We start from the raw sequence: 22,480 nt of genomic DNA, 5'->3' as shown, positions 1-22,480 counted from the left end.
GTAAAGCAGACGTGCCTCCTATAGGATCATTTGTGAAAGGAGCATTTTGACATGACAGACGCAGCGGTTGTCATTCCCGCGCTAAATCCTGAACCTTCTTTGCTCGCTTATGTAGAAGAGTTGCACATGCATGGATGTGAAAAGATCATTATCGTAAATGATGGAAGTGACAAAAGCACCCATCCGTTGTTTAACAAGCTCAATGTTGCTGAATACTGCACCGTATTGACGCACTCTCTGAATCAAGGTAAAGGGAGAGCACTTAAAACAGCGTTTATGCACTTCATTGAAAAAGGCTTTTCTCATTGCGGTGTTGTAACAGCAGATGCCGATGGTCAACATGCCGTGCAAGATGTCCTTCGTGTTGCTGCCGCGCTCGAAAAAACGACACATGGACTCATTCTCGGCTGTCGTGACTTTCATTCCCCTCAAGTGCCTGTTCGCAGCTATTTTGGGAATAAAATGACGTGTATGCTCTTTCATGCTCTATTTAGACAGAACCTTCTGGATACTCAGACAGGATTGCGGGGGATTCATGCTACAGATCTGCCTCATTTGTTGACGCTTCACGGAGAACGCTTTGAATTTGAAATGACGATGCTGATCGATGCAAGTAAGCGGGGCTTACCGATTTATCAAGTTCCTATTCAAACATTGTACTTTAAGAAAAATGAAAGCTCACACTTTAACCCAATCAAAGACTCAGTACGCATTTCAGCAAACTTAGTCCGTGGTTTGTTTCAAGCACAACCGCGTAAAAAGGAAAGTTAACGATGACTACACTACCTCAACCCTTCTATGGACGATTCTTCAAATTGATTCGGGCTCTTATCCGTTTGATGATGCCGAAGTACAAAGTCTATACACGATCGCACCATCAGCCGGTCGTTTATGTAGGGCACCATCAAAACCTTTGGGGACCGGTCATGCTTATGCTTTGGCACCCCGCCCCCATACACGTCTGGGTCTACCATGTGTTTTGCCAGCGAAAATCGTGCTTTAAACAATATGTAGAATACACGTGGACGAAGCGTGTTCGCCTGCCAAAATGGCTTGCGACCATACTGGCCTATCCATTGTCTTACGCGATCAGTGCTTTCATGCACTCTATGCGTGCCATTCCTGTCTACCGGGGCTCGCGTAAAATTATTCAAACGTTTAAACAAAGTGCAGCTGCACTTAAACAGAATAGAGCAATCGCCATTTTCCCTGATATTGAATACACTAGCCAGTCTACAGAAGTTGGACAAATGTATGAAGGCTTTTTACATGTAGATGATTATTATGTCAAAGAGACAGGGGAGCATGTGCAATTCGTTCCCATTCACATCGACCGAGCACAACGCACAATTGTCGAAGGAGAGCCGATCGTTTTGCCAAATGGAAAGGCAATGACCGTGGAACGACAACGGCTGCTAACATCTATCCAGCATCAGCTCAATCAGCTAGCCAACTCGTAAAGAGAAATGAGTAAAAGCAAAGCTATCGTGCGGCTTACATCGTCAAAACATATGTTTCTGATTAAAAGACTTTGATCGTAGAGGTAAAAAGAGCCTATGTCTATTCTGAACTTAGACATAGACATAGGCATAGCCTGTTTAATACGCTCACGCGCATGAACTATTTATTCTCACGATGACTCCTTTAATCTGCGAGCACCTTGTGACGGTAGTGTTTTTCTAATCATCTCACTGTTTAATGATTCACAGGAACAGTGAACCAAAACGTATGATAACCGTTGTTCGACGACATACCGATCTCTCCTTCGTGTCTTTCAACGATTTCCTTTGAAATGGCTAAGCCAAGACCTGCCCCACCTGTTTTTCCTTCTCGAGAAGCATCCACTCGATAAAACCGCTCAAAAACGGCGCTAGATGCTTCCGGCGGGATCGGCTTTCCTGGTCCTGACACGGAAACGCGGTATGCCCCGTCTATCTTTTCTCCTTGTACGACAATCGCACCCACACCTTCGTAATGTTGGATCGCATTGTCTAACAAATTATATAGCACTTGACTTAAACCGCCATTACGCTCCATGACGTATCCTTCATCTGCTGACACATCAATTGTGCAGTTGTTTTCTGCTGAACTGAGACGAAACATCGCCACTGATTGATGGATAAGCGAACGCATTTCGTTATCTACTGTTCTGGAAAGCGTGCTCATCGGCGCCTCGTACCATTCCTTCAGCTGCTCAAGCTGCTCGACCATGCGAATGAGGCGCTGCGATTCATCATACAGTGACTCATACAGTTGTTGATCTCCTGTAATAACACCACTCTTTAGCGCCTTTAAATAGCCGGAAAGGTTGGCAAGCGGTGTCCGAAACTCGTGCGAGAGATCAGATACCTTTTTTTCGTGCCGCTCCTTCGTATCTTTGAGCTGCTGCACCATTTCATTAAATTGAACGATCAATTCGCCCATTTCATCTTCGGATTTCACAATTAATGGAGGCGGATACTCTCCTTGCTTCATTTTCTTTGTAGACGCAATTAAATCCCGCAACGGGCTAAGGATGCGTCGCGTAAAGACGTAGTGCAGTACCGTTCCACCAGAAATAGCACCGATGCTAATCGGCAATAAATAGGAAAACAAGTCGGCATCAAATTGCAGCTGTTGCGCACTTTCTGTACCACTGATTCTATCAACTAAAAAACAGGCCGTGTAATAAATCGTACCGCTGCTAAAGGCGATAAACAGCGTTGTAACAGCTACGTTAAAGATAAATAGACGCCAAAACACCTTCTTTGGTTGTCGTAAGAAAAGCTGGTCTTTACGGAACAAACATATACCCCATCCCTCGAACCGTTTGCAGGCGCCTTTGTGAAGAGCTTTCTTCGATTTTCTCACGAAGCTTTTTCACATGGGCATCAATCGTCCGATCCATCACGTCACGATCCCCATATGGATACAGTTGTTCAAGTAAATCGGCTCTTGAAAACACCTGATTCGGATGCTCCATCAAATAGAACAACAGCGTAAACTCATGCTTCGTTAAATGAATCGGTTGATTGTATAACAACACTTCTCCTTTACGCGGCTTAATACAAAGCCCACCGTAAGCGATTTTTTGACAAAATTGGCCTGTCCTGCGCAACACGGCTTCGACCTGAGCTACAAGCTCCTCCGGCTCAAACGGTTTTGTCATATATCCGTCTGCTCCCATTTTCAGCCCTTGAATCTTATCATTTGTACTCGCTTTTGCCGATAGCATGATTATCGAAACTTCATTATTCTCCTGATCACGGAACCATTGACACAATTCCTCACCACTGATCTTCGGGAGCATTAAATCCAAAATCACTAGGCAAGGATGATCTCGTAAGAAAATGGTTTTTGCTTCCTCCCCATCCCCAGCTGTCTTCACATCGTAATCTGCTTTTTCAAGATAGAGTCGAATGAGATTTCTGATCATGGGGTCATCTTCAACCACCAACAGTGTTTGTTTCACTTAAAGACCACCTCCTGCCCCTATTGTACGTGAAAATGGACAAAATAGAGAGCGTTTAGTTCATTCCTTCATACGCTTGAAGCATCAAATCATAATTCAAAGCACCAAGCGCTTTGTAGCGAATAACGCCTTCCTCATCCACCATAAAGGACGTAGGAATCGGCCTAATTTGATAATCTAAAGACACCTCAAGCTCTTCATCCATTAAGATTGGGAACGTTAATTCAAAATCAGTAATAAATTCGTCGACAACATCCGTACCTGACTCAGTTTGCGTCAAGTTGACTGCAAGTATCTCGATATCCTTTTCTTCATAAAAGGTTTGCATATCTGGCATCTCTGCTCGACATGGCGGGCACCACGTCGCCCAGAAGTTGATCATGACCTTTTGTCCACGGAAATCAGAAAGCGTCATCGTCTCCCCTTCCAAATTTGTCAACGTAAAGTCGGGAGCGATATTCCCTTCATTCAGCCCGACTTCGCCTGTATTGGTATAATCCGTATTCATGTTAGCGTCTTGTCCGCTAACTATCGCTTTTTCATTGCTCTGTACGACAAATTCTTCTTTCGTTTCATTTTGGCTAGAAACAAGATCAAACACTGCCCAGCCGAATAGCGCGGTAAATACTGCCGCTAAAACAATCTTTTTCACGTCTCTCTATCCCCTTTCACCCTAGATTAGCAAACCAGCTGTCTTGTACTAAACGGAGTACAAAGTTAGAAATCTTCGTCATCTGACCAGTAAATAGCAACACACCCATAGCAATCATTAACACACCGCCAGCCTTCGCGATTTTACCGCTATGCCGAACAAGCCATTTCGCTGAGCCAATAAAATACGTTAAGACTAAGAAAGGAATGGCAAACCCGATGACATACATCACTGTGTAAAACGCGCCTTGGGTAGGCTGACTGCCAGCCATGACAAGAATCGAGGCGAAAATCGGTCCAATACAGGGCGTCCACCCCGCCGCAAAACCTATCCCAGCGAAGTATGTACCAATGATCCCTAATGGCTTTCTCGTCATTTGAAAACGTCTTTCCTTCATCAGTGCGCCAAATTTAATCCAACCAGCGACAAACAACCCCATGATAATAATAAACAATCCGGCAATTCGTTGTAAAAAGAGACCGATCTCACCAGAAATCAATTGCTGCATCCATTGACCAACCAATGAGACCCCTACACCTAGACTTAAAAAGATCGTTGATACACCAAGTAAAAAGAATACTGCATGTGTCAACAATCGTTTTCGAACATTAATTTCTGTTGAAGTTTGTATTTCTTTTACACTCATCCCCGTAATATAAGATAAGTATGCCGGGAATAGAGGGAGTGTACAAGGGGAAAGGAATGAAAGGATTCCTGCCCCTAGCGCAATCCAAGCTGTTAAGTCGAGCGTCGATTCCATGAAGTTTCCCTCCGTCGTTGTAATAATAAAATTGCAAATAAGCAGATGAGCACGAGCGCATAAAACCATTTATCTACGGGAAAATGGAAGAAGGGCACACTGAGAAAAAAAGAAATGATAAATGAACTAGCCGCCCAGCCTACCCCCATCACAACTGTCGCTATTGCGCGATTCTCAATCAAGGTGACGAAAACGAGCAGCGCCACCGTCACGCCTACCGTACTGATCGACGCATTCGCATCTTCCCAAATGAGTTGATAAAAATGATAAATAAACAAGGTTGCCAACAGCATGTACAACCACGAATACCATTGCATCATCCTCTCTTTTGACTTTAGAGGATGCTTAATCGCTGTATACAAAAAGACAGCCACGATCGCAATGTACAATGATGTGACATCCGCTGGATAGGCAAGAATTGACCTGAAATCCGCCAGGAAGACATCAAAATGGACAATGATTTTAGCTACCCAAAGAATCACAATAAACGTAAAGAGCAGTGAAAACCATTGGTCAATATGTTGCTTCACCTTATCTTTAGGGAAAGGATTCGCTACCAAACGATAAAATAAAAGCGCTAAAACAAAACTAGCTACGATATAAACAAGACGATCTTGAATCACAAATGGACCAAAAACCCATGCTGACGGCATCCTCTACCTCCATCCTCGCTATACATAACATCATAAGCATATCAATCGTTTATGAAGATTTGATGAAAATAAAGAAAGCGACAGATGATTTCCTGTCGCTCCATAGTGTAGACAACTTAATCTTTATTTGTCTAGCTCATTCATCTTAGAAGTCATTGCGCTTACTCTTTTTAAAAGTCTTATCTTCCTTATTGATACGATTACGTGTAATTTACCCTTGGTTTCCTTTTTCAATCCAGAAACGGAAAGCTCCGCCTTCTTCATCATTTTGCAAGAGCGTGTGTCCGCCAGACTTTGCCCATGCGACTAAGTCGCTTTTTGAGCCTACATCTGTCGTGTGGATTTCCAATACTTGACCTGGCTCCAGCTCAGCCATCGCTTTTTTCGCTCGAACGATCGGCATTGGACATGCCAAGCCTTTTGCATCTAATACTTTCGTTGAATTCATCATTATTCCTCCTCAGATTTGTTTATAGCGATATTTTTTAGTTAACTGCACAACGGTTCGGTCCTGATTCCATCTCTTTTTGCTGGTCTGCATCCGGAGTTTGTTTCCCCATATTCACCATACGAATATCTTGATAGGCATTCGGCTGTGGAGGAAGATTTTCCGTAACCATGCGGTGAAATGCTTGTTCTTCTTTAACGTTCAGCCCGTTGTTATTTTTCTTAATGTCACCAAGTTCGGCAACAACAGCGCCTTGATCATTGAGTTCTGTCGTTTCAGCAAAATGCCCCGGAAGCACGTAAAGGTGTTCTGGAAGAGACATTAACTTCTCTTGCAATGTTGTATACAAATTGTCCGCCCAAGCTTCCGCTTTACCAGCTAAGTCAGGACGACCAATGGAAGCTAAAAACAAAATATCACCAGTTAAGATGAAACGATCGTCTACCATCAATGATGTACTTCCCGGTGTGTGTCCTGGTGAGTGCATTGGTCGAACAGTCACAGCGGATGAACCCAATTGAATATCTTTTCCTTCTTCAAGCGGGGTAAAGCTGTAAGTGACCTCACCTGCATCGCCTTCTGGTAATAAATACGTCGCACCTGTTTTAGCAGCCAGTGAACGTCCACCAGAGATATGGTCAGCATGAAGGTGCGTATCAATGACGTGCGTAATCTCAACACCTTGTTCTTCAGCAAATGCTTCATACACTTCAGTCATTCTTGCAGCATCAACAACAACCGCTTTGCCGTCAGCAACAACCATGTAGGAAAGGCATCCTTTACCTGAACGGACAAATTGATAAAGGGCTCCGCCGTCTTTTAAGTCACTGATTTTTACGCGGTATAAATATTCTCCCCAAGCAGACATCCCGCCTGTGGCTTCTACCACATTTGTATAGCCATTTGCTTCGAGTTGCTCAACAACGAGCGTGGACGAGTTTCCTCTATTACAAATGACAACCACTTCATCATCTTTGTTCAACCGTCCTTCAAGCGCAGACACATCGTCCAGTAAATTGACATACGGTTCATTAATGACATCAAAAGCTTCCCCTTCAAGCTTCCACTCTTCAAAGACATCTGTTGCTCTCACATCGAGAACAGTCGTTTTTTGCTTAGATAGCATACGCTCCATGAGTTGTTGTGGCTCGATCGTTTTTGCCATGTGTACATTCCCCTTTCAATTGTTGTTCATTATTTTCCTCTTATTAAATAAACACATTCATGTTGCCTTTCAGAGCGCTGACTCCCTAAGGTTGAAAGCATAGTCACTCATAGAGCGTGAATGACCTAAGAAATCAGCACTTAAACATCATCTGCATCAAGCAATGGTCGTTATCTTTTTCCAACAACAACTTGTTCACTTAAAGGTTTATACTAATACGGGTTGGGGTATAAATTTTGTTGTAAAAAAAGGGCTAGCCTTTTTCAGTAAGTCCCTTTTTATTGCTCATTTAAAACTTAGCGGCTCTTTACGAGCATATTGACTGCTTCTTGAATTAATTGTTCGGCGTTTTGACCATTATCTTTTTCCTCACGGATACATTGCTCCAAGTTTTTGCTGACAACTACGGCAGCGGTTCGGTCAATCGCATTTCGAACAGCAGTCATCTGAGGAACAACTTCTCGGCAGTCTTTTCCTTCTTCCATCATGCTGATGAGTCCGCGTACCTGCCCTTCGATTCGCTTCACTCGATTGATCACCTTTGCATCATACTCCATACCGCTCACACCTCCTTTGTCATCTCAAAAACTTGCTATAAACACTTTATACCCCATCGGGTATTTTGTCAAGAGCGAAATTACTTTTTATTTACCACTTCGTTCATTTCCCTTTATTCGTTTCTACTCAAACTTTGCTTTTCCTTTTAGGATGCCTCATTTTTTGAAAAACATAATTACAGCCTGTTAACAAACGCTTTCATAACAAACACTCTCACTCGTCCTCTCATAACCAAAATATTTTATTCGAGTCTTCGCTCTCCTTAGCGCCTAGACTTTCAAGTCAGACCGAAAATGATGAAAAGGTTGCGCAAAGATGTAGAAGAACACAAAAAAAAGACGTTGTCTACACTCATACATGACTTCAGTCCAACACTGAAGTCATGTATTTTATTAAAAGTGTTTACACGTCTGCTTAAACTTGTGCTTCGTCTTTCGTTGCGCTTTCCTGTTCTTCCGTTAATTCACTTACATCCATTTCTTCATAGGTCTTGTGAGTCGTTTTTTGATGATCTACTTTAAAAGCTTCCATCGATTCATTCATTCGCTGTGCGGACCCATTCAATGTCTCGATGCTGCTTGCCATTTCTTGAATAGATGCACTTTGCTGTTCAGCGGTAGCAGCACTTTCTTCTGCCCCTGCGGCAGATTCTTCCGACGCTGCAGCGATATCTTCACCAGACTGACGTACCTTATCGCTCTGGTCAGTCATTGATGCTAAACTTTCAGAAATGTGTTGGATGCGATGCAACATTTGCTCCATCGCTTCGCTAATTTCACCAAAACTCTCTTGGCTCACATGCATTTGCTTCGTGCCCGCTTCTACCTTTTCAAACCCGTCTTGCAAAGAGTCCACAACATTTTTTGTTTCAGATTGAATTCCATTGATGCGCTCAGTGATGTTTCCGACAGATTTGGACACCTCTTCGGACAGCTTTCGCACTTCCTCAGCGACGACAGCAAAACCACGCCCTGCATCGCCCGCTCTTGATGCTTCAATGGCGGCATTTAGCGCAAGCAAGTTTGTCTGTTCGGAAATTCCTTTAATGACCTCAACCAAATCGCCAATGTCTTCTGTATGCTGTTGCAAATACTTCACCTTTTCAACCGCTGCAGAAACAAGTTCATGAATTGATGTCATGTCGTCCATCGACTGTTGCATTTTCACTTTTCCTTCAGTCGAGCGTTCATATACTTGACGAGAGGCTTCGTCTAAAGAATCGCCTGCCTCATTCGCTGTTTTGATTTGATTGTCCAACTCCTCCAGTAGACTGGCAATCATTTGCGCTCCACTAGCCTGTTCCTCCGCACTCGCGGCCATTTGCTCCATCGATGCCGCAATTTGCTGTGCCCCTATGTTTACTTCGCTTGACGCCAGCTGCAGCATTGACCCTTGACTGCTTACTTCGTCTGAAGTCGTGTGGATGCGAGAGGCTAAGTCACGAAATTGCTGAACCATCTGATTTAAGGCGGCTGCAATTTTAGCAATTTCATCCTTTGCTTCGTATTCAACGAGAGGGACTGTTAAATCACCCGTAGACATCTGTTCAAGTGTCGCAACAACGTAATTCATTGGACGCCTGACAATCCGATTGATGATGACAAAAAGAATACCGCTCAGCACAATTGAAGCAAGCACGCTGCCAACGAGCACCCAGAAAGTCATGCTTGCACTCTCTTTGGCATGATCATTCGCTTCAAGCCTTGTATCTTTCACTTCGTCTACTAACTCATTTAACAATTGCTCTGTCAAATTTTGCATTTTCGTCGATTCTAAAAGTAAGGTCAGTACCGTTTCTTCATTGACCGTACCGATCGCTTCGAGAAATAAGTCATCCGCTTCTTGGTTATTCGCCCGAATATTTTCATATAGCGTCAGCTCTTTTTCTGTATCCATTTTAGGCTTGAGAGCTTTCATCACTTCAGTGAACTCGCCTTGCTTATTTTTATAGTCCTTAATTAATTCAGGACTTGATTCTGCCAAATATTGATAAGCCAATGCTTCTTTTTCGGCAATTTTCACTTGCAGATGAATAATGTCTACGGAACGTTGTGCTCGGCGTTCCATCGCTTCAATATCGTTTTCTACCGTCCTAAGTAAAAAAGTGACAGCAACAGCTGAAGCGATAAAAAGGACTGTCACTACTGCCCAAACGAGCCCATACTTTGATCCGATATTTAGTCTCTTTAATAATGTCTGCATCTTACCCATCTCCACTCGTGATATTTCTGTTATCGATTAATAAATCAAGTCTAGTTGGTATCATTCATATCGTCACGAACAGTCAGGTTCTGAAGGGGATGTTTCAAAAATCCTTCTGGCATATACGATGCGCTAAGTGATTTTTACATTGTCTTGAGGTCAAATGAACAAATCATTTTAAACATTTATGAAAACAAGCGGTTGCTGTTAAAAAAGCGCGCAGACAAAGTGATTTTTGACTTTATCTGCACGCTTCTGTCAAAGGTACATTAAACAGCTCGCTCCGCAAACTGACTATTGTATAAATCGGCGTAAAAGCCATTTTCCTGCAGCAACGCTTCATGCGAGCCTTGTTCAATAATATTTCCCTGATTCATCACGAGAATGCGATCCGCATCTTGGATTGTCGACAGTCTGTGTGCAATGACAAAGCTTGTACGATTTTTCATAATTTCGTTCATCGCTTTTTGGATGTTCATCTCTGTTCGCGTATCGACGTTGCTCGTCGCTTCATCGAGAATGAGAATAAGCGGATTGGAAAGCATCGCCCGTGCAATCGTGAGCAGTTGTCGCTGTCCTTGCGAAATATTGGACGCATCTTCACCGAGCACCGTATCGTAGCCATCCGGAAGGGTGCGGATAAAATCATCGGCGTACGCATTTTTCGCTGCTTTCACGATTTCCTCATCGGTGGCACCTTCACGACCATAAGCAATGTTTTCACGAATGGTTCCATGAAATAACCACGTATCTTGGAGGACCATCGCAAACCGACTCCTTAATTGCTCTCGGCTCAATGTTTTTACATCGACACCGTCTAAAAGGAGCCTCCCGCTATCCAATTCGTAAAAACGCATTAACAAATTGATGAGCGTCGTTTTTCCAGCTCCCGTTGGACCGACGATTGCAATCATCTGTCCCGGCTCAACCTCTAAATCAACGCCTTGAATGATCGGCGTCCCTTTTTCATAACTAAAGACAACATTGTCTAAAGTGATCCGACCTTCAAGCGCGTCTAAATCGATATCTGCCGGCTGTTCCGCCACTTCCTCCTCTTCGTCAAGAAGCGTAAACACACGTTCAGCCGAGGCCAGTCCAGACTGAATCATATTGGCAATACCCGCCGCTTGCGCCATCGGTTGTGAAATTTGCTGTGTATATTGAATAAACGCTTGAACATCTCCAATAGCGATGCGCCCAAAAATGACAAGAACGCCGCCAGCAATGCTGACGAGGACGTAGCCTATATTGCCAATAAACGTCATCAAAGGCATCATCACACCTGAGATAAACTGCGACTTCCACCCTGCTTCATACAGCTTGTCGTTCATCGTGTCAAACTTTTCAATCGCTTTTTCCTCATGCCCGTATGCTTTAACGACCTGATGACCGCTAAACATTTCCTCAATATGACCATTAACCGCACCAAGTTCAGACTGCTGTCGCGTAAAATATTTTTGCGATCGTCCTGTGACTTTCCTGATCACCAGTGTCGAAAGCGGAATGGTCACGAGGACGACAAGCGTTAAAACAGGGCTTATAAATAACATCATCGTAATGATGCCCAACAGCGTAAACAAAGACGTAATCACTTGCGTCAACGCCTGCTGCATCGACGTATTAATATTGTCGACATCATTGACCGCCCGGCTCAGTACATCACCATGGGCGTTTTGGTCAAAATACTTTAGCGGCAATCGCGAAAGCTTTTCATTAACCGCTTTACGGAGACTCGCTACGGTTCGTTGCGAAATGCTAGCCATCACATATTGCTGCACCCATAAAAACAGTGACGACACCGTATATAAGCCAAGCAATAAGAGGAGGAGCTGACCAATAAAGGAAAAGTCCACGCCGATCCCTCGCGTAAAACTGTCAAACAATGAGGTCGTCGCCAAACCGAGAAGCTTCGGACTGATGACGTTAAACAGCGTTCCGAGCAACGACGCGATGGCAACAAGGGTGAGAAGGAAACGAAACGGCTTTAAATACCCAGCCATTCGCTTCAACGTTTTTTTGAACTCTGTCGGCTTCTCCACAGGCCTCATCGCAGCCCCGCCTGGATGTCCTCCCATTGGCCTAGAGCCTCCTCTTCGCTCATTCTCCTTCATGCGCCCACCTCCTCAGCCTTTTGTGAATTGACGATTTCCTGATAAACAGAACTATCGCGGAGCAGCTCCGAATGCGTGCCAATACCAACGACCTTTCCTTCATCCAATACAATAATCTGATCAGCCTGTACGACCGTACTTACACGCTGGGCCACGATCAAAATCGCAGCATTCTCTGTTCTTTCCTTTAACTCCTGGCGCAGCTTCGCATCCGTCTGATAGTCGAGCGCAGAGAAGCTATCGTCAAACAGATAAAAGGCAGGCTTTCTTGCCAACGCGCGCGCAATAGACAGGCGCTGCTTTTGTCCACCCGACAAGTTCGCACCTGCTTGTGAAATCATGGAATGTATACCGTCTTCTCGCTCCTCTATAAACGACGACGCTTGCGCAATCTCCAGCGCCTCCTTTATTGTTTCATCACGAATGGCTTCATCGCCGAAACGGATGTTTTCTGCGACCGTTCCAGTAAAAAGAGACGCCTTCTGCGGTACATACCCAAGTCTCTGGCGCAGCTCTTTTTGCGGCCAATTTTTTACATTCACGCCATCGACGACCACCTCGCCATGTTCTACATCATAAAAACGAGGAATGAGCTGAAGCAGCGTCGTTTTACCTGAACCAGTACTGCCAATAATCGCCGTCGTTTCACCAGGTCGAACGGAAAATGATACATCTTTAACCGCCGGACGCTCCGCCCCTGGATAGCGGAAAGTGACTTGTTTAAATTCTAAAACACCTTGCTTTGAAGGAACGTCACTGTTTTGGATATCAGTAATCGACGGAACTTGATCGAGCACCTCATAAATCCTGCGCGCAGACACTTGCGCTCTCGGAATCATAACAAAAGCCATCGACATCATGACTAACGAAAATAAAATCATCATTCCATATTGCATAAATGCCATGAGATTACCAATCTGCATCGTTCCAGCATCAACGCGCAGCGCGCCAAACCAAATGATGGCGACACTTGTAAAGTTCATAACAATCATCATCGTCGGAAACATAAACGCTAAAATTTGTCCGACACGAATCCCAGTATCACGAAACGCTTCGTTCGCTTCATTAAAACGTTTCTTCTCAAAAGGAACGCGGTTAAATGCCCGAACAACACGTGTCCCGATCAGCGTCTCACGCAACAGTAAATTAAGGCGGTCTGTCTTTTTTTGCATCGATTTAAATAACGGAATGGCCTTTTTAGAAATAAGAAAAATAAGACCTGCTAAAATAGGCAATGCCGTTAAAAAGATAAGTGACAGCTGCGCGTCCCTGGACACCGCTAAAATAATCCCGCCAATGAGCATAAATGGTGCGCGTGTCATCATCCGCAACAGCATGTTTAACACGTCCTGTACTTGCTTCACATCATTCGTTGACCTTGTAATAAGCGTGGCTGGACCGACACGTTCAAACTCCTGCATCGAAAATTGCTCAACGTGCACGAAAAGACCGCGACGCACGTCACGACCAAACTTTTGCGCGACACGTGAGGAAATGAAGGTCACAGTAATGGTCATCACGACCGCCAAAACAGAACAAAGGAGCATTAAGCCACCTGTTCGCAAAATATAGTCAACATCTTGATTGACAATACCGACATCAACGACATCTGCCATCAGCGTCGGTAAATAGAGCTCAAGCATAATGCCTGCCAATGTTAAAAGCATGACGAGAAAAACTTGGAGACGATAAGGTTTCAAATAGGGATACAACGACCTCACGTATGATTTCCTCCTTGCCGTTTAATATGACCTTCCACATACTCAAAAGCTTGATCGAGCAAGGATGCCAGTTGTAGGCTTTCTTCCTGACCAAGATGATCGACGAGTCCCTCAAAAAACTGACTCATTACAATTTGAATGCTTTCCGCTTTCTTCTCACCAGCATCGGTGAGCGAAATCATGACGACACGGCGATCCTTAGGTGATCGATGCTTCACAATAAACCCCTGCTCCTCCAAACGCTGAAGCAGCTGGGTAATAAAGGGTGACGTCACCCGCATGATGTCACTAAGCTCTGACACCCGAAGATCGTCCTGTCCACGCTTCGCCAGGATGTGGAGCACTCGCGCTTCATTGATATTATGCTCCCCAAGCGCGCCTTTCAAATCATATGTCTTGCGCTGAAAACGCCGAATTGATACAGATAATTTTTCAGCAACTGGGTCCATTTTAAAAACCCCTTTATTATATAAGTTAGTAACTTAATTAATTTAGCGTTAATTATAATGCAAAACCGAGCACATTTCTATATAATGAAAATGGTTCTCAATCATTTCCAAAGGAGGTGCTTACATGATCAAACGTTTCTTCAGCTATTATCGCCCCCATCGAAAGCTATTTTATATTGATTTTATTTGTGCTGTTTTCGTTGGGCTATTAGAGCTCGGCTTTCCCTTAGCGGTTTCCTGGTTTATTGACAGCCTTCTGCCTAACGGCGATTGGCAGACCATTCTCGCTGTCAGTGCTGGACTGCTCACACTATATTTGATGAGTTCCATCATGCAATTTGTCGTGAATTACTGGGGCCATAAGCTTGGCATCAATATTGAAACAGATCTCAGGAGGGATCTATTTTACCACGTCCAACGCCAATCATTTCGTTTCTTTGACAACACGAAAACCGGACATATTATGAGCCGTGTCACCAATGACTTGATGGATATCGGAGAGCTCGCCCACCACGGTCCCGAAGATTTGTTCATCGCTGTCATGACCTTCATCGGCGCATTTTGGATCATGATGACAATCAATGTAAAGCTTGCCCTCATTGCCATTATTGTCGTCCCGTTTCTCGTCTGGCTCATTTCTTATTCAAATATCAAAATGAACAAGGCATGGACGAAAATGTATGGCAATATTGCCGACGTTAATGCGCGTGTCGAGGACAGCATCTCAGGCGTACGTGTCGTTCAGTCCTTTACGAATGAAGAGTACGAAAAGAAACGCTTTAACAAAAACAATTTAATCTTCCGTGCTTCCAAGCTCCAAGCCTACAAGGTGATGAGCTATAATTTATCAGGTATTTACATGACGACGCGGTTGATGACATTATTTATTTTAGTGTATGGCGCCTGGTTAAGCTTTTCAGGACAGCTCACGTACGGGGAATTGGTCGCTTTTATCCTTTATATCAACATCCTGTTTAAGCCAATCGATAAAATCAGTGCCCTGCTTGAACTCTATCCAAAGGGAATGGCCGGCTTCAAACGCTTTACAGAGCTGATGGACCAACACCCTGATATTGAAAATCATCCGGACGCCATTCATGTCAACGATTTACAAGGGAATATCGCCTTTGACGAAGTGACGTTCGGCTACGAAGACGACCGAAGCATCATTAACAATTTAAGCTTTTCAATCCAATCTGGGCAAACCGTTGCGCTCGTCGGACCCTCCGGTGCAGGAAAAACGACCATCTGCTCGTTGATCCCGCGTTTCTATGATGTCAATCATGGCGCCATCACGATTGATGGCATCGACATCCGGGATATGACGAAAGAATCGTTACGCGCCAATATCGGGATCGTTCAACAGGATGTCTTCCTATTTACGGGAACATTAAGAGAAAACATCGCCTACGGCCATTTAGACGCGACGCAGGAAGAAATTGAATACGCGGCCAAACGCGCTCACCTCACCGACCTGATCGCTTCATTACCCGAAGGCTACGATACACAAATCGGTGAAAGAGGGCTGAAGCTGTCAGGCGGGCAAAAACAACGCCTTTCTATTGCCCGAATGTTTCTGAAAAACCCGCGCATTCTGATCTTAGATGAAGCCACTTCCGCACTCGACACAGAAACCGAGGCACTGATTCAAGACGCACTCACCGAGCTAGCGAAAGATCGCACGACACTCGTCATCGCTCACCGTTTAGCAACAATCCGCAACGCCGATCGCATTCTCGTTGTTAACGAAAGCGGTATTGCCGAAGATGGCACTCATGAAGAACTGCTCTCCATCAAAGACGGACTCTTCACGAAGCTGCATTCACATCAGCAGGCTTCTATTTATTAACGGGAATAAAGCCATTGAGGGAATTCATGAAGGTCATGGACGGGAGACCATAAAGCCTGACCCCATCTACATATGATGTGACATGTTTAGAAAATGCAAACGACGCCTTTCTTATACGAAAGACGTCGTTGTTTTTTTTGATGTTCCCCCGTTGTGTCCATTTATGTCTTTATAATCCACTACGTTCAGATAAAACATCAAGGAATACAACAAGTTCGTAAATATCGACATACTTTTTAACCCACTACGTTCTGATAAAACGCGTCAGAAGGCGAAGGAGCGTTTGATCGAATCTGCTTTATAACCCACTACGTTCAGATAAAACGGGTAAACAAAGACGGGGAAGAGTATGTGAAAATTGCTTTATAACCCACTACGTTCAGATAAAACCGAGGCAGGCGCTGACGGCGTAGTTGTCCCGTCTGACTTTATAACCCACTACGTTCAGATAAAACCTTGATTTTCGATTTTCGAAAATCCGCTTGTGACACTTTATAACCCACTACGTTCAGATAAAACCGCCGTCTTTGCTACGGTCAAAGTTTTTGACCATGACTTTATAACCCACTACGTTCAGATAAAACAAAAACAAGATTTTTCTTGGTTTGCCCAGTATTTCGACTTTATAACCCACTACGTTCAGATAAAACGCATCGAACGCCAAGACACCGGCGCAGGCAACTATGCTTTATAACCCACTACGTTCAGATAAAACTGTCCTGTCGAAAAACCCATTTTTCGACCTGCCTACCTTTATAACCCACTACGTTCAGATAAAACCAAAAAAGGTACACTTTCTCGTACCTTACAGAAAACTTTATAACCCACTACGTTCAGATAAAACCCTTAACTCGTAAGAGCTAGCTGATCCTGAATCTACTTTATAACCCACTACGTTCAGATAAAACCACTCGCTAGGGATAAACGTCGAGGCATATCGATTCTTTATAACCCACTACGTTCAGATAAAACTGAATCAGAAGTGATTGGTAATATTGGAAAATCAGTCTTTATAACCCACTACGTTCAGATAAAACAGATATTAATTCATTAGTGACAACTACTGACACTAACTTTATAACCCACTACGTTCAGATAAAACTTTTAGCGTCATATCGAGGTGTTTGCTTTGTACCTCCTTTATAACCCACTACGTTCAGATAAAACAGCCGCATCTAGCGCAAACACGAATGTCGAACAACTCTTTATAACCCACTACGTTCAGATAAAACATGACTCGTAGCAGCAGGACGGACACTAGCGCTTGTCTTTATAACCCACTACGTTCAGATAAAACAGATTATCTTCGTCGGGATTGAGCATGATGTCCAAGCTTTATAACCCACTACGTTCAGATAAAACCGAGATCGTTGGAAACATTTACGAAAATCCTGAGCTTTCTTTATAACCCACTACGTTCAGATAAAACCTGTAGGGAAGAACAATCCTCGAAGAAATTACCCTTTATAACCCACTACGTTCAGATAAAACCATTTCCATCGATGATCTGAGCGTCTATGTATCCAACTTTATAACCCACTACGTTCAGATAAAACGATAATGACCCCAGTACGATGCAGGAGGCTCGTTATCCTTTATAACCCACTACGTTCAGATAAAACACAAAGGCAGTGACTAAACACTGCCTTAAAAATAGGCTTTATAACCCACTACGTTCAGATAAAACGAACTAGAAGGACTTCTTGAGGATATAGTAGACCGCTTTATAACCCACTACGTTCAGATAAAACTGTGTTCCGAGATCGCACAGAACCTCAGTCCTACTACTTTATAACCCACTACGTTCAGATAAAACTCGCGTGTAATATCATTTCGCCTATCGTAACGAAGCCGGCTTTATAACCCACTACGTTCAGATAAAACACTTGTAAATAACGAAAACGATAAGTCGCCTATGACGGCTTTATAACCCACTACGTTCAGATAAAACCTTGTTGTTGAATATCAAATCCTCATGACTGTATAACTCTTTATAACCCACTACGTTCAGATAAAACTTTTCACAGTCGCCTCATCGCCATTTACTTGTACAACTTTATAACCCACTACGTTCAGATAAAACATTGGCTCTAGCAGAGCTACCCGGGTTACCAGTATCACTTTATAACCCACTACGTTCAGATAAAACCGTTTAAGCGCCCCTTGATCATTATGAATCCGTGTCACTCTTTATAACCCACTACGTTCAGATAAAACCCTTCATTTCCCCCCGACGAAATCCCTTCTCGCTGTAAGGCTCAGCGGAGATGGGCGTTGAAACAATCTTTTTCATTTTGCAGTGAACCTTCAGTCGTGTATTTATAATTTTTCTAATCTAGCTTGTGTCCTTAGAGCGCCATGGCTTTCAGCGCTCTAGGTCAAAAATCGGTTCACTGCAGAAAGAAACAAATCGTTATGTTCGGATCATCTGTTGCTTCCATCTTATCATAACTTTGGGAAAAATATGGCGCTGCATGTTTGACTATTTTCCTCAGCCACTTCTCATTTCCGACAACATCATAGCAACGATACCCTAGATGGATTATTTTCCCACCTCTCAATTTTCCTTCGACCCACCTCTAGAGAATCAAGAAACCATACGCCGCCGCGTGATAATGACGCTCAACAATACGAGACAAGCACCGGAGGCGACAACGGGAAACAAGAGTGTCGTCAGCGAAAAGTTTTCTAACGCTACGATCGCGAGGACATTTCGGACGAAGAACAGAATGAAGAATGTCAAATTTTCGCCGAATGGATCACTATACGATTTCCGAAGCGTCGGGCCAAAGCCTAGAACTTCCATCGTTGAAACGATGATCACTGCAATCAAAGGGTCCGATGTCACATACCAGAGGGGAATGGACGCAAGTGCAAGACATAGAAACATCCAATCCATGCGCACAACGGTAATTTCAGCCCTTTTAAGATATGCCAGCATAGCGACATACAAAGTGATCGCCCCCGACACTCCGATTGGCCAAGCGCCTGCCCCACCTTCATCCTCTAGCTGGGCAGCAAAGACGACCAATGTCGCGATTCCCCAGATGACCCATGAAAACACATGCGGTTTTCCCACACCTCGTATAATTGAACGAATATAAGGAAAAAAGCCGACAATTGTAATCAAAATAGCAATCGCGCTGATCCATTCTTTATATGACATGACAAGCTCCTCATTTTATGATTAACGCCACCAACAACACCACTGCTACGTTAAAGTTCAAATCATTCGACTACAATTGATCTAAAACTATAACCAATGACCTCCATCGTCAACACATGAAGGCCCCTTCAAAGAAAGAAGGAGCCTGTATTTCCTCATATCTATGTTATTGTCCTACTTACTTTACTTAGCATGCGGGTGCTTTCGTTTCCATTCGAACTCCGCAACAATGGGCAAGTGATCCGAAGCTAACGTATCAATCACTTCAGCACCTTGCAAGTTCAGTTCATCCGAATGAAAAATATAGTCAATCCGAGTGGTTGGATTTGCGGCAGAATACGTATACGCTTCATTGTTGTCCGCAAATGCGTCTTCATACTCTGCTGTGATATTGTCCAATTCAACATCATCTGGCTCGGCGTTAAAATCACCAACAATGATCGAAGGTCCGGAAAAAGTTTGACTGGTTTGCATAATCTCAGCCGTTTGACGCTCACGCTCTTCGGTACTTAAACCGAGATGCGTGTTGTAAAATTGGATGTGCTCGCCGCGAATATTGATTTTAGTCCGTAACAGCCCACGCTGCTCACCGTTACTGTTGAGCAATACATTTTCGGAATCAAGGATTGGATATGTGCTCAAGATCGCCGTTCCGTACTGCCGTCTTTCGTCTCCTTCCGCTAAAGGATCAAAATCAAGATTTGCACCAAACACATAATGCATGCCTAGAGCATCTGCCAGCGCCTTTGCTTGGTCGACAAAATCGCTTCGTTCGGACCAATGTCTGTCCACTTCTTGTAAACCGATGATCTCCGCACCCGATTGTCGGATGACATCTGCAATCCGATCCATGTCTAAAACACCATCCTCACCGACAGCATGGTGAACATTATAGGACATAACCTTTACATTTAATATTTTTCCTTTAGGCACGTGTGGGGGGCCCCCCTTAGCAGACACTTGATTGACACCAGCAAAACATAACAATAATACGAGAGACAGGGAAACAACAGACATGATGCGGCTCCAGTTTGATTTCTTCACTCTTGAACCTCCTAGGTGTTTTTGATTTCCCCTTCTATAAGAACACCTAACGTTACGTTTCCTGTATTTCGTCATATCTTTATCGATTCCTCTAAGTTTTCGTTAATTGGTTCAAAAAACTATTATATCTCAGCAACTTCATGACCAAAGATGGGCTTATACGAAAAAAACACGCCCAATTGGACCTGCACACAATTGAACGTGTTGTTCTTTTAAACTAACGATTGAGTCTCTTCACAAGCTGAACAATAGATAAGAAAACCATCAGTAAAAGAATCGGATAAATGATGACTAAATCTACGCGAATGATTGGTCCAGATACCGTGCTCGCCCATTCTCTAACATAAATTTCCCAGATGATATAACCCAAAATAAAAATAATGGTGACAATCTGTGTTTTTGTTATTTTTTTCACATTGTGCCTCCTTAATTAACCACTCATTTTTCTAAAGTTGACTAGGTAAAATACGACATAACTTCCAAGTAAAATAACGACATAGAAAAGTTCCGGATAGATCTGCCCTTCCATAGTAGTCCCTATATTTAATAATTTTAAAACGGTATTTAACAGAAGGACCAAAAGCAAGGTAGACCAGCTTTGAACAATCGCTTTTTGTTTAATCAATTGCTTTCGTTCATCATCATCTGGCTGATAAGATTTAAAAAGGAGACCTTTATTACCCGTGAACCAACCAACGATCACCATCCAAATTATAGGAATAATGAGATATGATAGTATGATGCCCATCTTAGACCCTCCTTTATGGCCTATCAGTTATTTCTACTAGCGACCTTTTATTTATTCTCAATATTCTTTCTCTTGAAGAGGAAAAACGTATATGGATTACCTACATCACAGCGAAAAGCTCATTGCCCGCAAAGTTCTTCACGATGCAAAGAACGCTTCTGTCAAAAGTATTTTACACTCCAATCATAAACAAGCACACTTCTGTTGTCAAATAGTTTTTACACCCTGCAATCATTTGCCAAGGAAGAAAGTTCGCTGAAAACGGCTTGTTTCACCTTGGTCAATTAATGCTCGCGTTCACCCTTCCAAGTCTTGCCTATCCTCTCATAAAATAATTTTTTCCGTGCCTGCGCTCACCTTCCACCTAGTCTGGCTAAGATCAGTGAGAGATTCTGAGCATAATTTAAAAAACAGAGCAGCATTAAATAACTTTATGTTCACCTGAGGTTACGCTCAGCTAGCATAACAGCTTCGTAGAAGCGAGGGCGAAAATCGTTTCCCGCCCTCAGTTTCCGTATTCGTTACTCTGCTTACCGAGCAGCCCATACTTCAATCTCAACTTTTGTTGCTGAATCCGCTAGTTCAGATACGTAGCCTAATGTCATGGCTGGTGGGCTGTCCTCATAAAAACTTTGCCAATGTCTTTGAAAAACTGCTTTGTCCAATCGCTCTGTTGCCCAAATATTCACCTTTAGGATGTGGTTCATTGAGGCATTCTCGCTCGTCAGTATTTCTTTACTGTTCATTAAAGCATTGACTAGCTGTGCTTCTACACCCTCCGGCACCTCACCGTTTGCATCTGTTCCGGCTTGCCCAGACAGTAAAAATACCAGTGTATCCGCTGGAATCAATTTAAAGTTAGATTCGACCATCGGCTTCTTCGCCTCGTCTCGTAATTCCTTCGGCTCATTAATGATGGCGAGCGTCTGATGGTCTTTCCACTCTCCATTAATACAAACATTTTGCCGCGCAATCCCTTCCTTATGAAAACCTGCTTTCAAGAGAACTTTCATTGAGGCGAGGTTGTGAGGCATCACCCCAGCTTCAATCCGGTGAAATTGCAAGGTTTGAAAGGCGACTTCCACAACCTGTCGAACTGCTTCGGTCATATAGCCTTTGCCATTGTGCGCTTGGTCGAGGAAATAACCGATCCAACAACTTTGCAATGGCCCCCGCTGCACCTCCGTTAATGCAACTTCACCGATAACTTCCTTCGTCTCTTGCAAGCGAATGAGAAACAAGTAGCCTTCGTCTTTTTCAGCTTCATCGACTGCCTTTTCTACTCTGTTTTGTTGCCCAGCAAGCGTATAAGAAGACGCTTGTCTTTTCCCAGCAAACCCTTGGAAGAACTCCCGATTTCTAACCTCCAATGCTAGCAATGCTTCTGCATCTTCACCCGTAGCAAGCTTGACACCAATCTGTGCCTTCGTCATCTACCGTTCCGCTCCTTTATCAGAAAATAAAAAAACACCACAGACCCTTTCCTGTAGTGTTTGAAAAAAA

Annotated in this window: 20 protein-coding genes and 1 CRISPR repeat array; of the genes, 3 read left to right on the top strand and 17 right to left on the bottom strand. The window is 43.6% G+C overall.

Annotation, left to right across the window (positions count from 1 at the left end; all coding sequences use genetic code 11):
- Window positions 1-51 precede the first annotated feature (51 nt).
- A complete protein-coding gene (locus tag G4V62_RS11740) occupies window positions 52-771 on the top strand; it encodes a glycosyltransferase family 2 protein (RefSeq protein ID WP_165202433.1) in 720 nt (239 codons plus the stop codon).
- 2 nt (window positions 772-773) lie between these two features.
- Window positions 774-1,460: a lysophospholipid acyltransferase family protein gene (locus G4V62_RS11735; RefSeq protein WP_165202431.1), complete on the top strand. Its 687-nt coding sequence runs from the start codon at window positions 774-776 to the stop codon at window positions 1,458-1,460.
- A gap of 235 nt (window positions 1,461-1,695) precedes the next feature.
- Here G4V62_RS11735 and G4V62_RS11730 read toward each other — a convergent pair whose 3' ends face one another.
- The 12 genes from G4V62_RS11730 to G4V62_RS11675 form a co-directional block, all read right to left on the bottom strand.
- The gene (locus G4V62_RS11730; RefSeq protein ID WP_165202429.1) at window positions 1,696-2,784 is read right to left on the bottom strand and encodes a sensor histidine kinase; all 1,089 of its coding nucleotides are present in this window, start codon (window positions 2,782-2,784) and stop codon (window positions 1,696-1,698) included.
- A complete protein-coding gene (locus G4V62_RS11725) occupies window positions 2,774-3,451 on the bottom strand; it encodes a response regulator transcription factor (protein WP_165202427.1) in 678 nt (225 codons plus the stop codon). The genes G4V62_RS11730 and G4V62_RS11725 overlap by 11 nt, the downstream gene beginning before the upstream one ends.
- Before the next feature lie 55 nt (window positions 3,452-3,506).
- Window positions 3,507-4,103, bottom strand: a complete 597-nt coding sequence (locus G4V62_RS11720) for a peroxiredoxin family protein (RefSeq protein WP_165202425.1) — start codon at window positions 4,101-4,103, stop codon at window positions 3,507-3,509.
- Window positions 4,104-4,119: 16 nt separating this feature from the next.
- Window positions 4,120-4,863 (bottom strand): cytochrome c biogenesis CcdA family protein, encoded by a 744-nt coding sequence (locus G4V62_RS11715; protein ID WP_165202423.1) that lies wholly within the window; start codon window positions 4,861-4,863, stop codon window positions 4,120-4,122.
- On the bottom strand, window positions 4,842-5,516 hold the full coding sequence (locus tag G4V62_RS11710) for a hypothetical protein (protein ID WP_165202421.1): 675 nt from the start codon (window positions 5,514-5,516) through the stop codon (window positions 4,842-4,844). Before G4V62_RS11710 ends, G4V62_RS11715 begins: the two co-directional genes overlap by 22 nt.
- A gap of 211 nt (window positions 5,517-5,727) precedes the next feature.
- Window positions 5,728-5,964, bottom strand: a complete 237-nt coding sequence (locus tag G4V62_RS11705; protein WP_165202419.1) for a sulfurtransferase TusA family protein — start codon at window positions 5,962-5,964, stop codon at window positions 5,728-5,730.
- Window positions 5,965-6,001: 37 nt separating this feature from the next.
- The gene (locus G4V62_RS11700; protein ID WP_165202417.1) at window positions 6,002-7,129 is read right to left on the bottom strand and encodes an MBL fold metallo-hydrolase; all 1,128 of its coding nucleotides are present in this window, start codon (window positions 7,127-7,129) and stop codon (window positions 6,002-6,004) included.
- Between the two features lie 296 nt (window positions 7,130-7,425).
- On the bottom strand, window positions 7,426-7,686 hold the full coding sequence (locus G4V62_RS11695) for a metal-sensitive transcriptional regulator (RefSeq protein ID WP_165202415.1): 261 nt from the start codon (window positions 7,684-7,686) through the stop codon (window positions 7,426-7,428).
- 415 nt (window positions 7,687-8,101) lie between these two features.
- Window positions 8,102-9,889, bottom strand: a complete 1,788-nt coding sequence (locus G4V62_RS11690; RefSeq protein ID WP_165202413.1) for a methyl-accepting chemotaxis protein — start codon at window positions 9,887-9,889, stop codon at window positions 8,102-8,104.
- Between the two features lie 269 nt (window positions 9,890-10,158).
- Window positions 10,159-12,000 carry an ABC transporter ATP-binding protein gene (locus tag G4V62_RS11685; RefSeq protein WP_165202411.1) on the bottom strand — a complete coding sequence of 614 codons (1,842 nt, stop codon included), beginning with the start codon at window positions 11,998-12,000 and terminating at the stop codon, window positions 10,159-10,161.
- Entirely contained in the window at window positions 11,997-13,721 is a 1,725-nt protein-coding gene (locus tag G4V62_RS11680) for an ABC transporter ATP-binding protein (RefSeq protein WP_165202409.1), read from the bottom strand. Before G4V62_RS11680 ends, G4V62_RS11685 begins: the two co-directional genes overlap by 4 nt.
- Complete coding sequence (locus tag G4V62_RS11675) at window positions 13,718-14,170, bottom strand: MarR family winged helix-turn-helix transcriptional regulator (protein WP_165202407.1); 453 nt, start codon at window positions 14,168-14,170, stop codon at window positions 13,718-13,720. The genes G4V62_RS11680 and G4V62_RS11675 overlap by 4 nt, the downstream gene beginning before the upstream one ends.
- A 124-nt stretch (window positions 14,171-14,294) precedes the next feature.
- On the opposite strand from G4V62_RS11675, the gene G4V62_RS11670 reads away from it, so the two are divergent.
- A complete protein-coding gene (locus tag G4V62_RS11670) occupies window positions 14,295-16,019 on the top strand; it encodes an ABC transporter ATP-binding protein (RefSeq protein ID WP_165202405.1) in 1,725 nt (574 codons plus the stop codon).
- Window positions 16,020-16,186: 167 nt separating this feature from the next.
- A CRISPR array of direct repeats spans window positions 16,187-18,236; the repeat unit is 29 nt; unit sequence CTTTATAACCCACTACGTTCAGATAAAAC.
- Window positions 18,237-18,606: 370 nt separating this feature from the next.
- Here G4V62_RS11670 and G4V62_RS11665 read toward each other — a convergent pair.
- From G4V62_RS11665 to G4V62_RS11645, 5 genes are all read right to left on the bottom strand, one after another.
- Window positions 18,607-19,185, bottom strand: coding sequence for a hypothetical protein (locus G4V62_RS11665; RefSeq protein ID WP_165202403.1), 579 nt, complete (start codon window positions 19,183-19,185; stop codon window positions 18,607-18,609).
- Between the two features lie 183 nt (window positions 19,186-19,368).
- Entirely contained in the window at window positions 19,369-20,229 is an 861-nt protein-coding gene (locus G4V62_RS11660) for an endonuclease/exonuclease/phosphatase family protein (protein ID WP_165202401.1), read from the bottom strand.
- 217 nt (window positions 20,230-20,446) lie between these two features.
- Window positions 20,447-20,644 (bottom strand): hypothetical protein, encoded by a 198-nt coding sequence (locus tag G4V62_RS11655; protein WP_165202399.1) that lies wholly within the window; start codon window positions 20,642-20,644, stop codon window positions 20,447-20,449.
- A 15-nt stretch (window positions 20,645-20,659) separates the two neighbouring features.
- Window positions 20,660-20,977, bottom strand: coding sequence for a hypothetical protein (locus tag G4V62_RS11650; protein WP_165202397.1), 318 nt, complete (start codon window positions 20,975-20,977; stop codon window positions 20,660-20,662).
- A 530-nt stretch (window positions 20,978-21,507) separates the two neighbouring features.
- Entirely contained in the window at window positions 21,508-22,410 is a 903-nt protein-coding gene (locus G4V62_RS11645) for a GNAT family N-acetyltransferase (protein ID WP_165202395.1), read from the bottom strand.
- Window positions 22,411-22,480: the final 70 nt, after the last annotated feature.

This window comes from Litoribacterium kuwaitense (genome assembly GCF_011058155.1).
Taxonomy (GTDB): domain Bacteria; phylum Bacillota; class Bacilli; order Bacillales; family DSM-28697; genus Litoribacterium; species Litoribacterium kuwaitense.
The sequence above is the reverse complement of the archived record's forward strand: the minus strand, read 5'-3'. Positions and strand labels throughout refer to the sequence as shown.

Bases quoted from the DNA above. Each gene is read 5' to 3' on its own strand.
- G4V62_RS11740 (WP_165202433.1), top strand. From the start codon at position 52: ATGACAGACGCAGCGGTTGTCATTCCCGCGCTAAATCCTGAACCTTCT.
- G4V62_RS11735 (WP_165202431.1), top strand. From the start codon at position 774: ATGACTACACTACCTCAACCCTTCTATGGACGATTCTTCAAATTGATT.
- G4V62_RS11715 (WP_165202423.1), bottom strand. From the start codon at position 4,863: ATGGAATCGACGCTCGACTTAACAGCTTGGATTGCGCTAGGGGCAGGA.
- G4V62_RS11710 (WP_165202421.1), bottom strand. From the start codon at position 5,516: ATGCCGTCAGCATGGGTTTTTGGTCCATTTGTGATTCAAGATCGTCTT.
- G4V62_RS11705 (WP_165202419.1), bottom strand. From the start codon at position 5,964: ATGAATTCAACGAAAGTATTAGATGCAAAAGGCTTGGCATGTCCAATG.
- G4V62_RS11700 (WP_165202417.1), bottom strand. From the start codon at position 7,129: ATGGCAAAAACGATCGAGCCACAACAACTCATGGAGCGTATGCTATCT.
- G4V62_RS11695 (WP_165202415.1), bottom strand. From the start codon at position 7,686: ATGGAGTATGATGCAAAGGTGATCAATCGAGTGAAGCGAATCGAAGGG.
- G4V62_RS11690 (WP_165202413.1), bottom strand. From the start codon at position 9,889: ATGCAGACATTATTAAAGAGACTAAATATCGGATCAAAGTATGGGCTC.
- G4V62_RS11685 (WP_165202411.1), bottom strand. From the start codon at position 12,000: ATGAAGGAGAATGAGCGAAGAGGAGGCTCTAGGCCAATGGGAGGACAT.
- G4V62_RS11675 (WP_165202407.1), bottom strand. From the start codon at position 14,170: ATGGACCCAGTTGCTGAAAAATTATCTGTATCAATTCGGCGTTTTCAG.
- G4V62_RS11670 (WP_165202405.1), top strand. From the start codon at position 14,295: ATGATCAAACGTTTCTTCAGCTATTATCGCCCCCATCGAAAGCTATTT.
- G4V62_RS11665 (WP_165202403.1), bottom strand. From the start codon at position 19,185: ATGTCATATAAAGAATGGATCAGCGCGATTGCTATTTTGATTACAATT.
- G4V62_RS11650 (WP_165202397.1), bottom strand. From the start codon at position 20,977: ATGGGCATCATACTATCATATCTCATTATTCCTATAATTTGGATGGTG.
- G4V62_RS11645 (WP_165202395.1), bottom strand. From the start codon at position 22,410: ATGACGAAGGCACAGATTGGTGTCAAGCTTGCTACGGGTGAAGATGCA.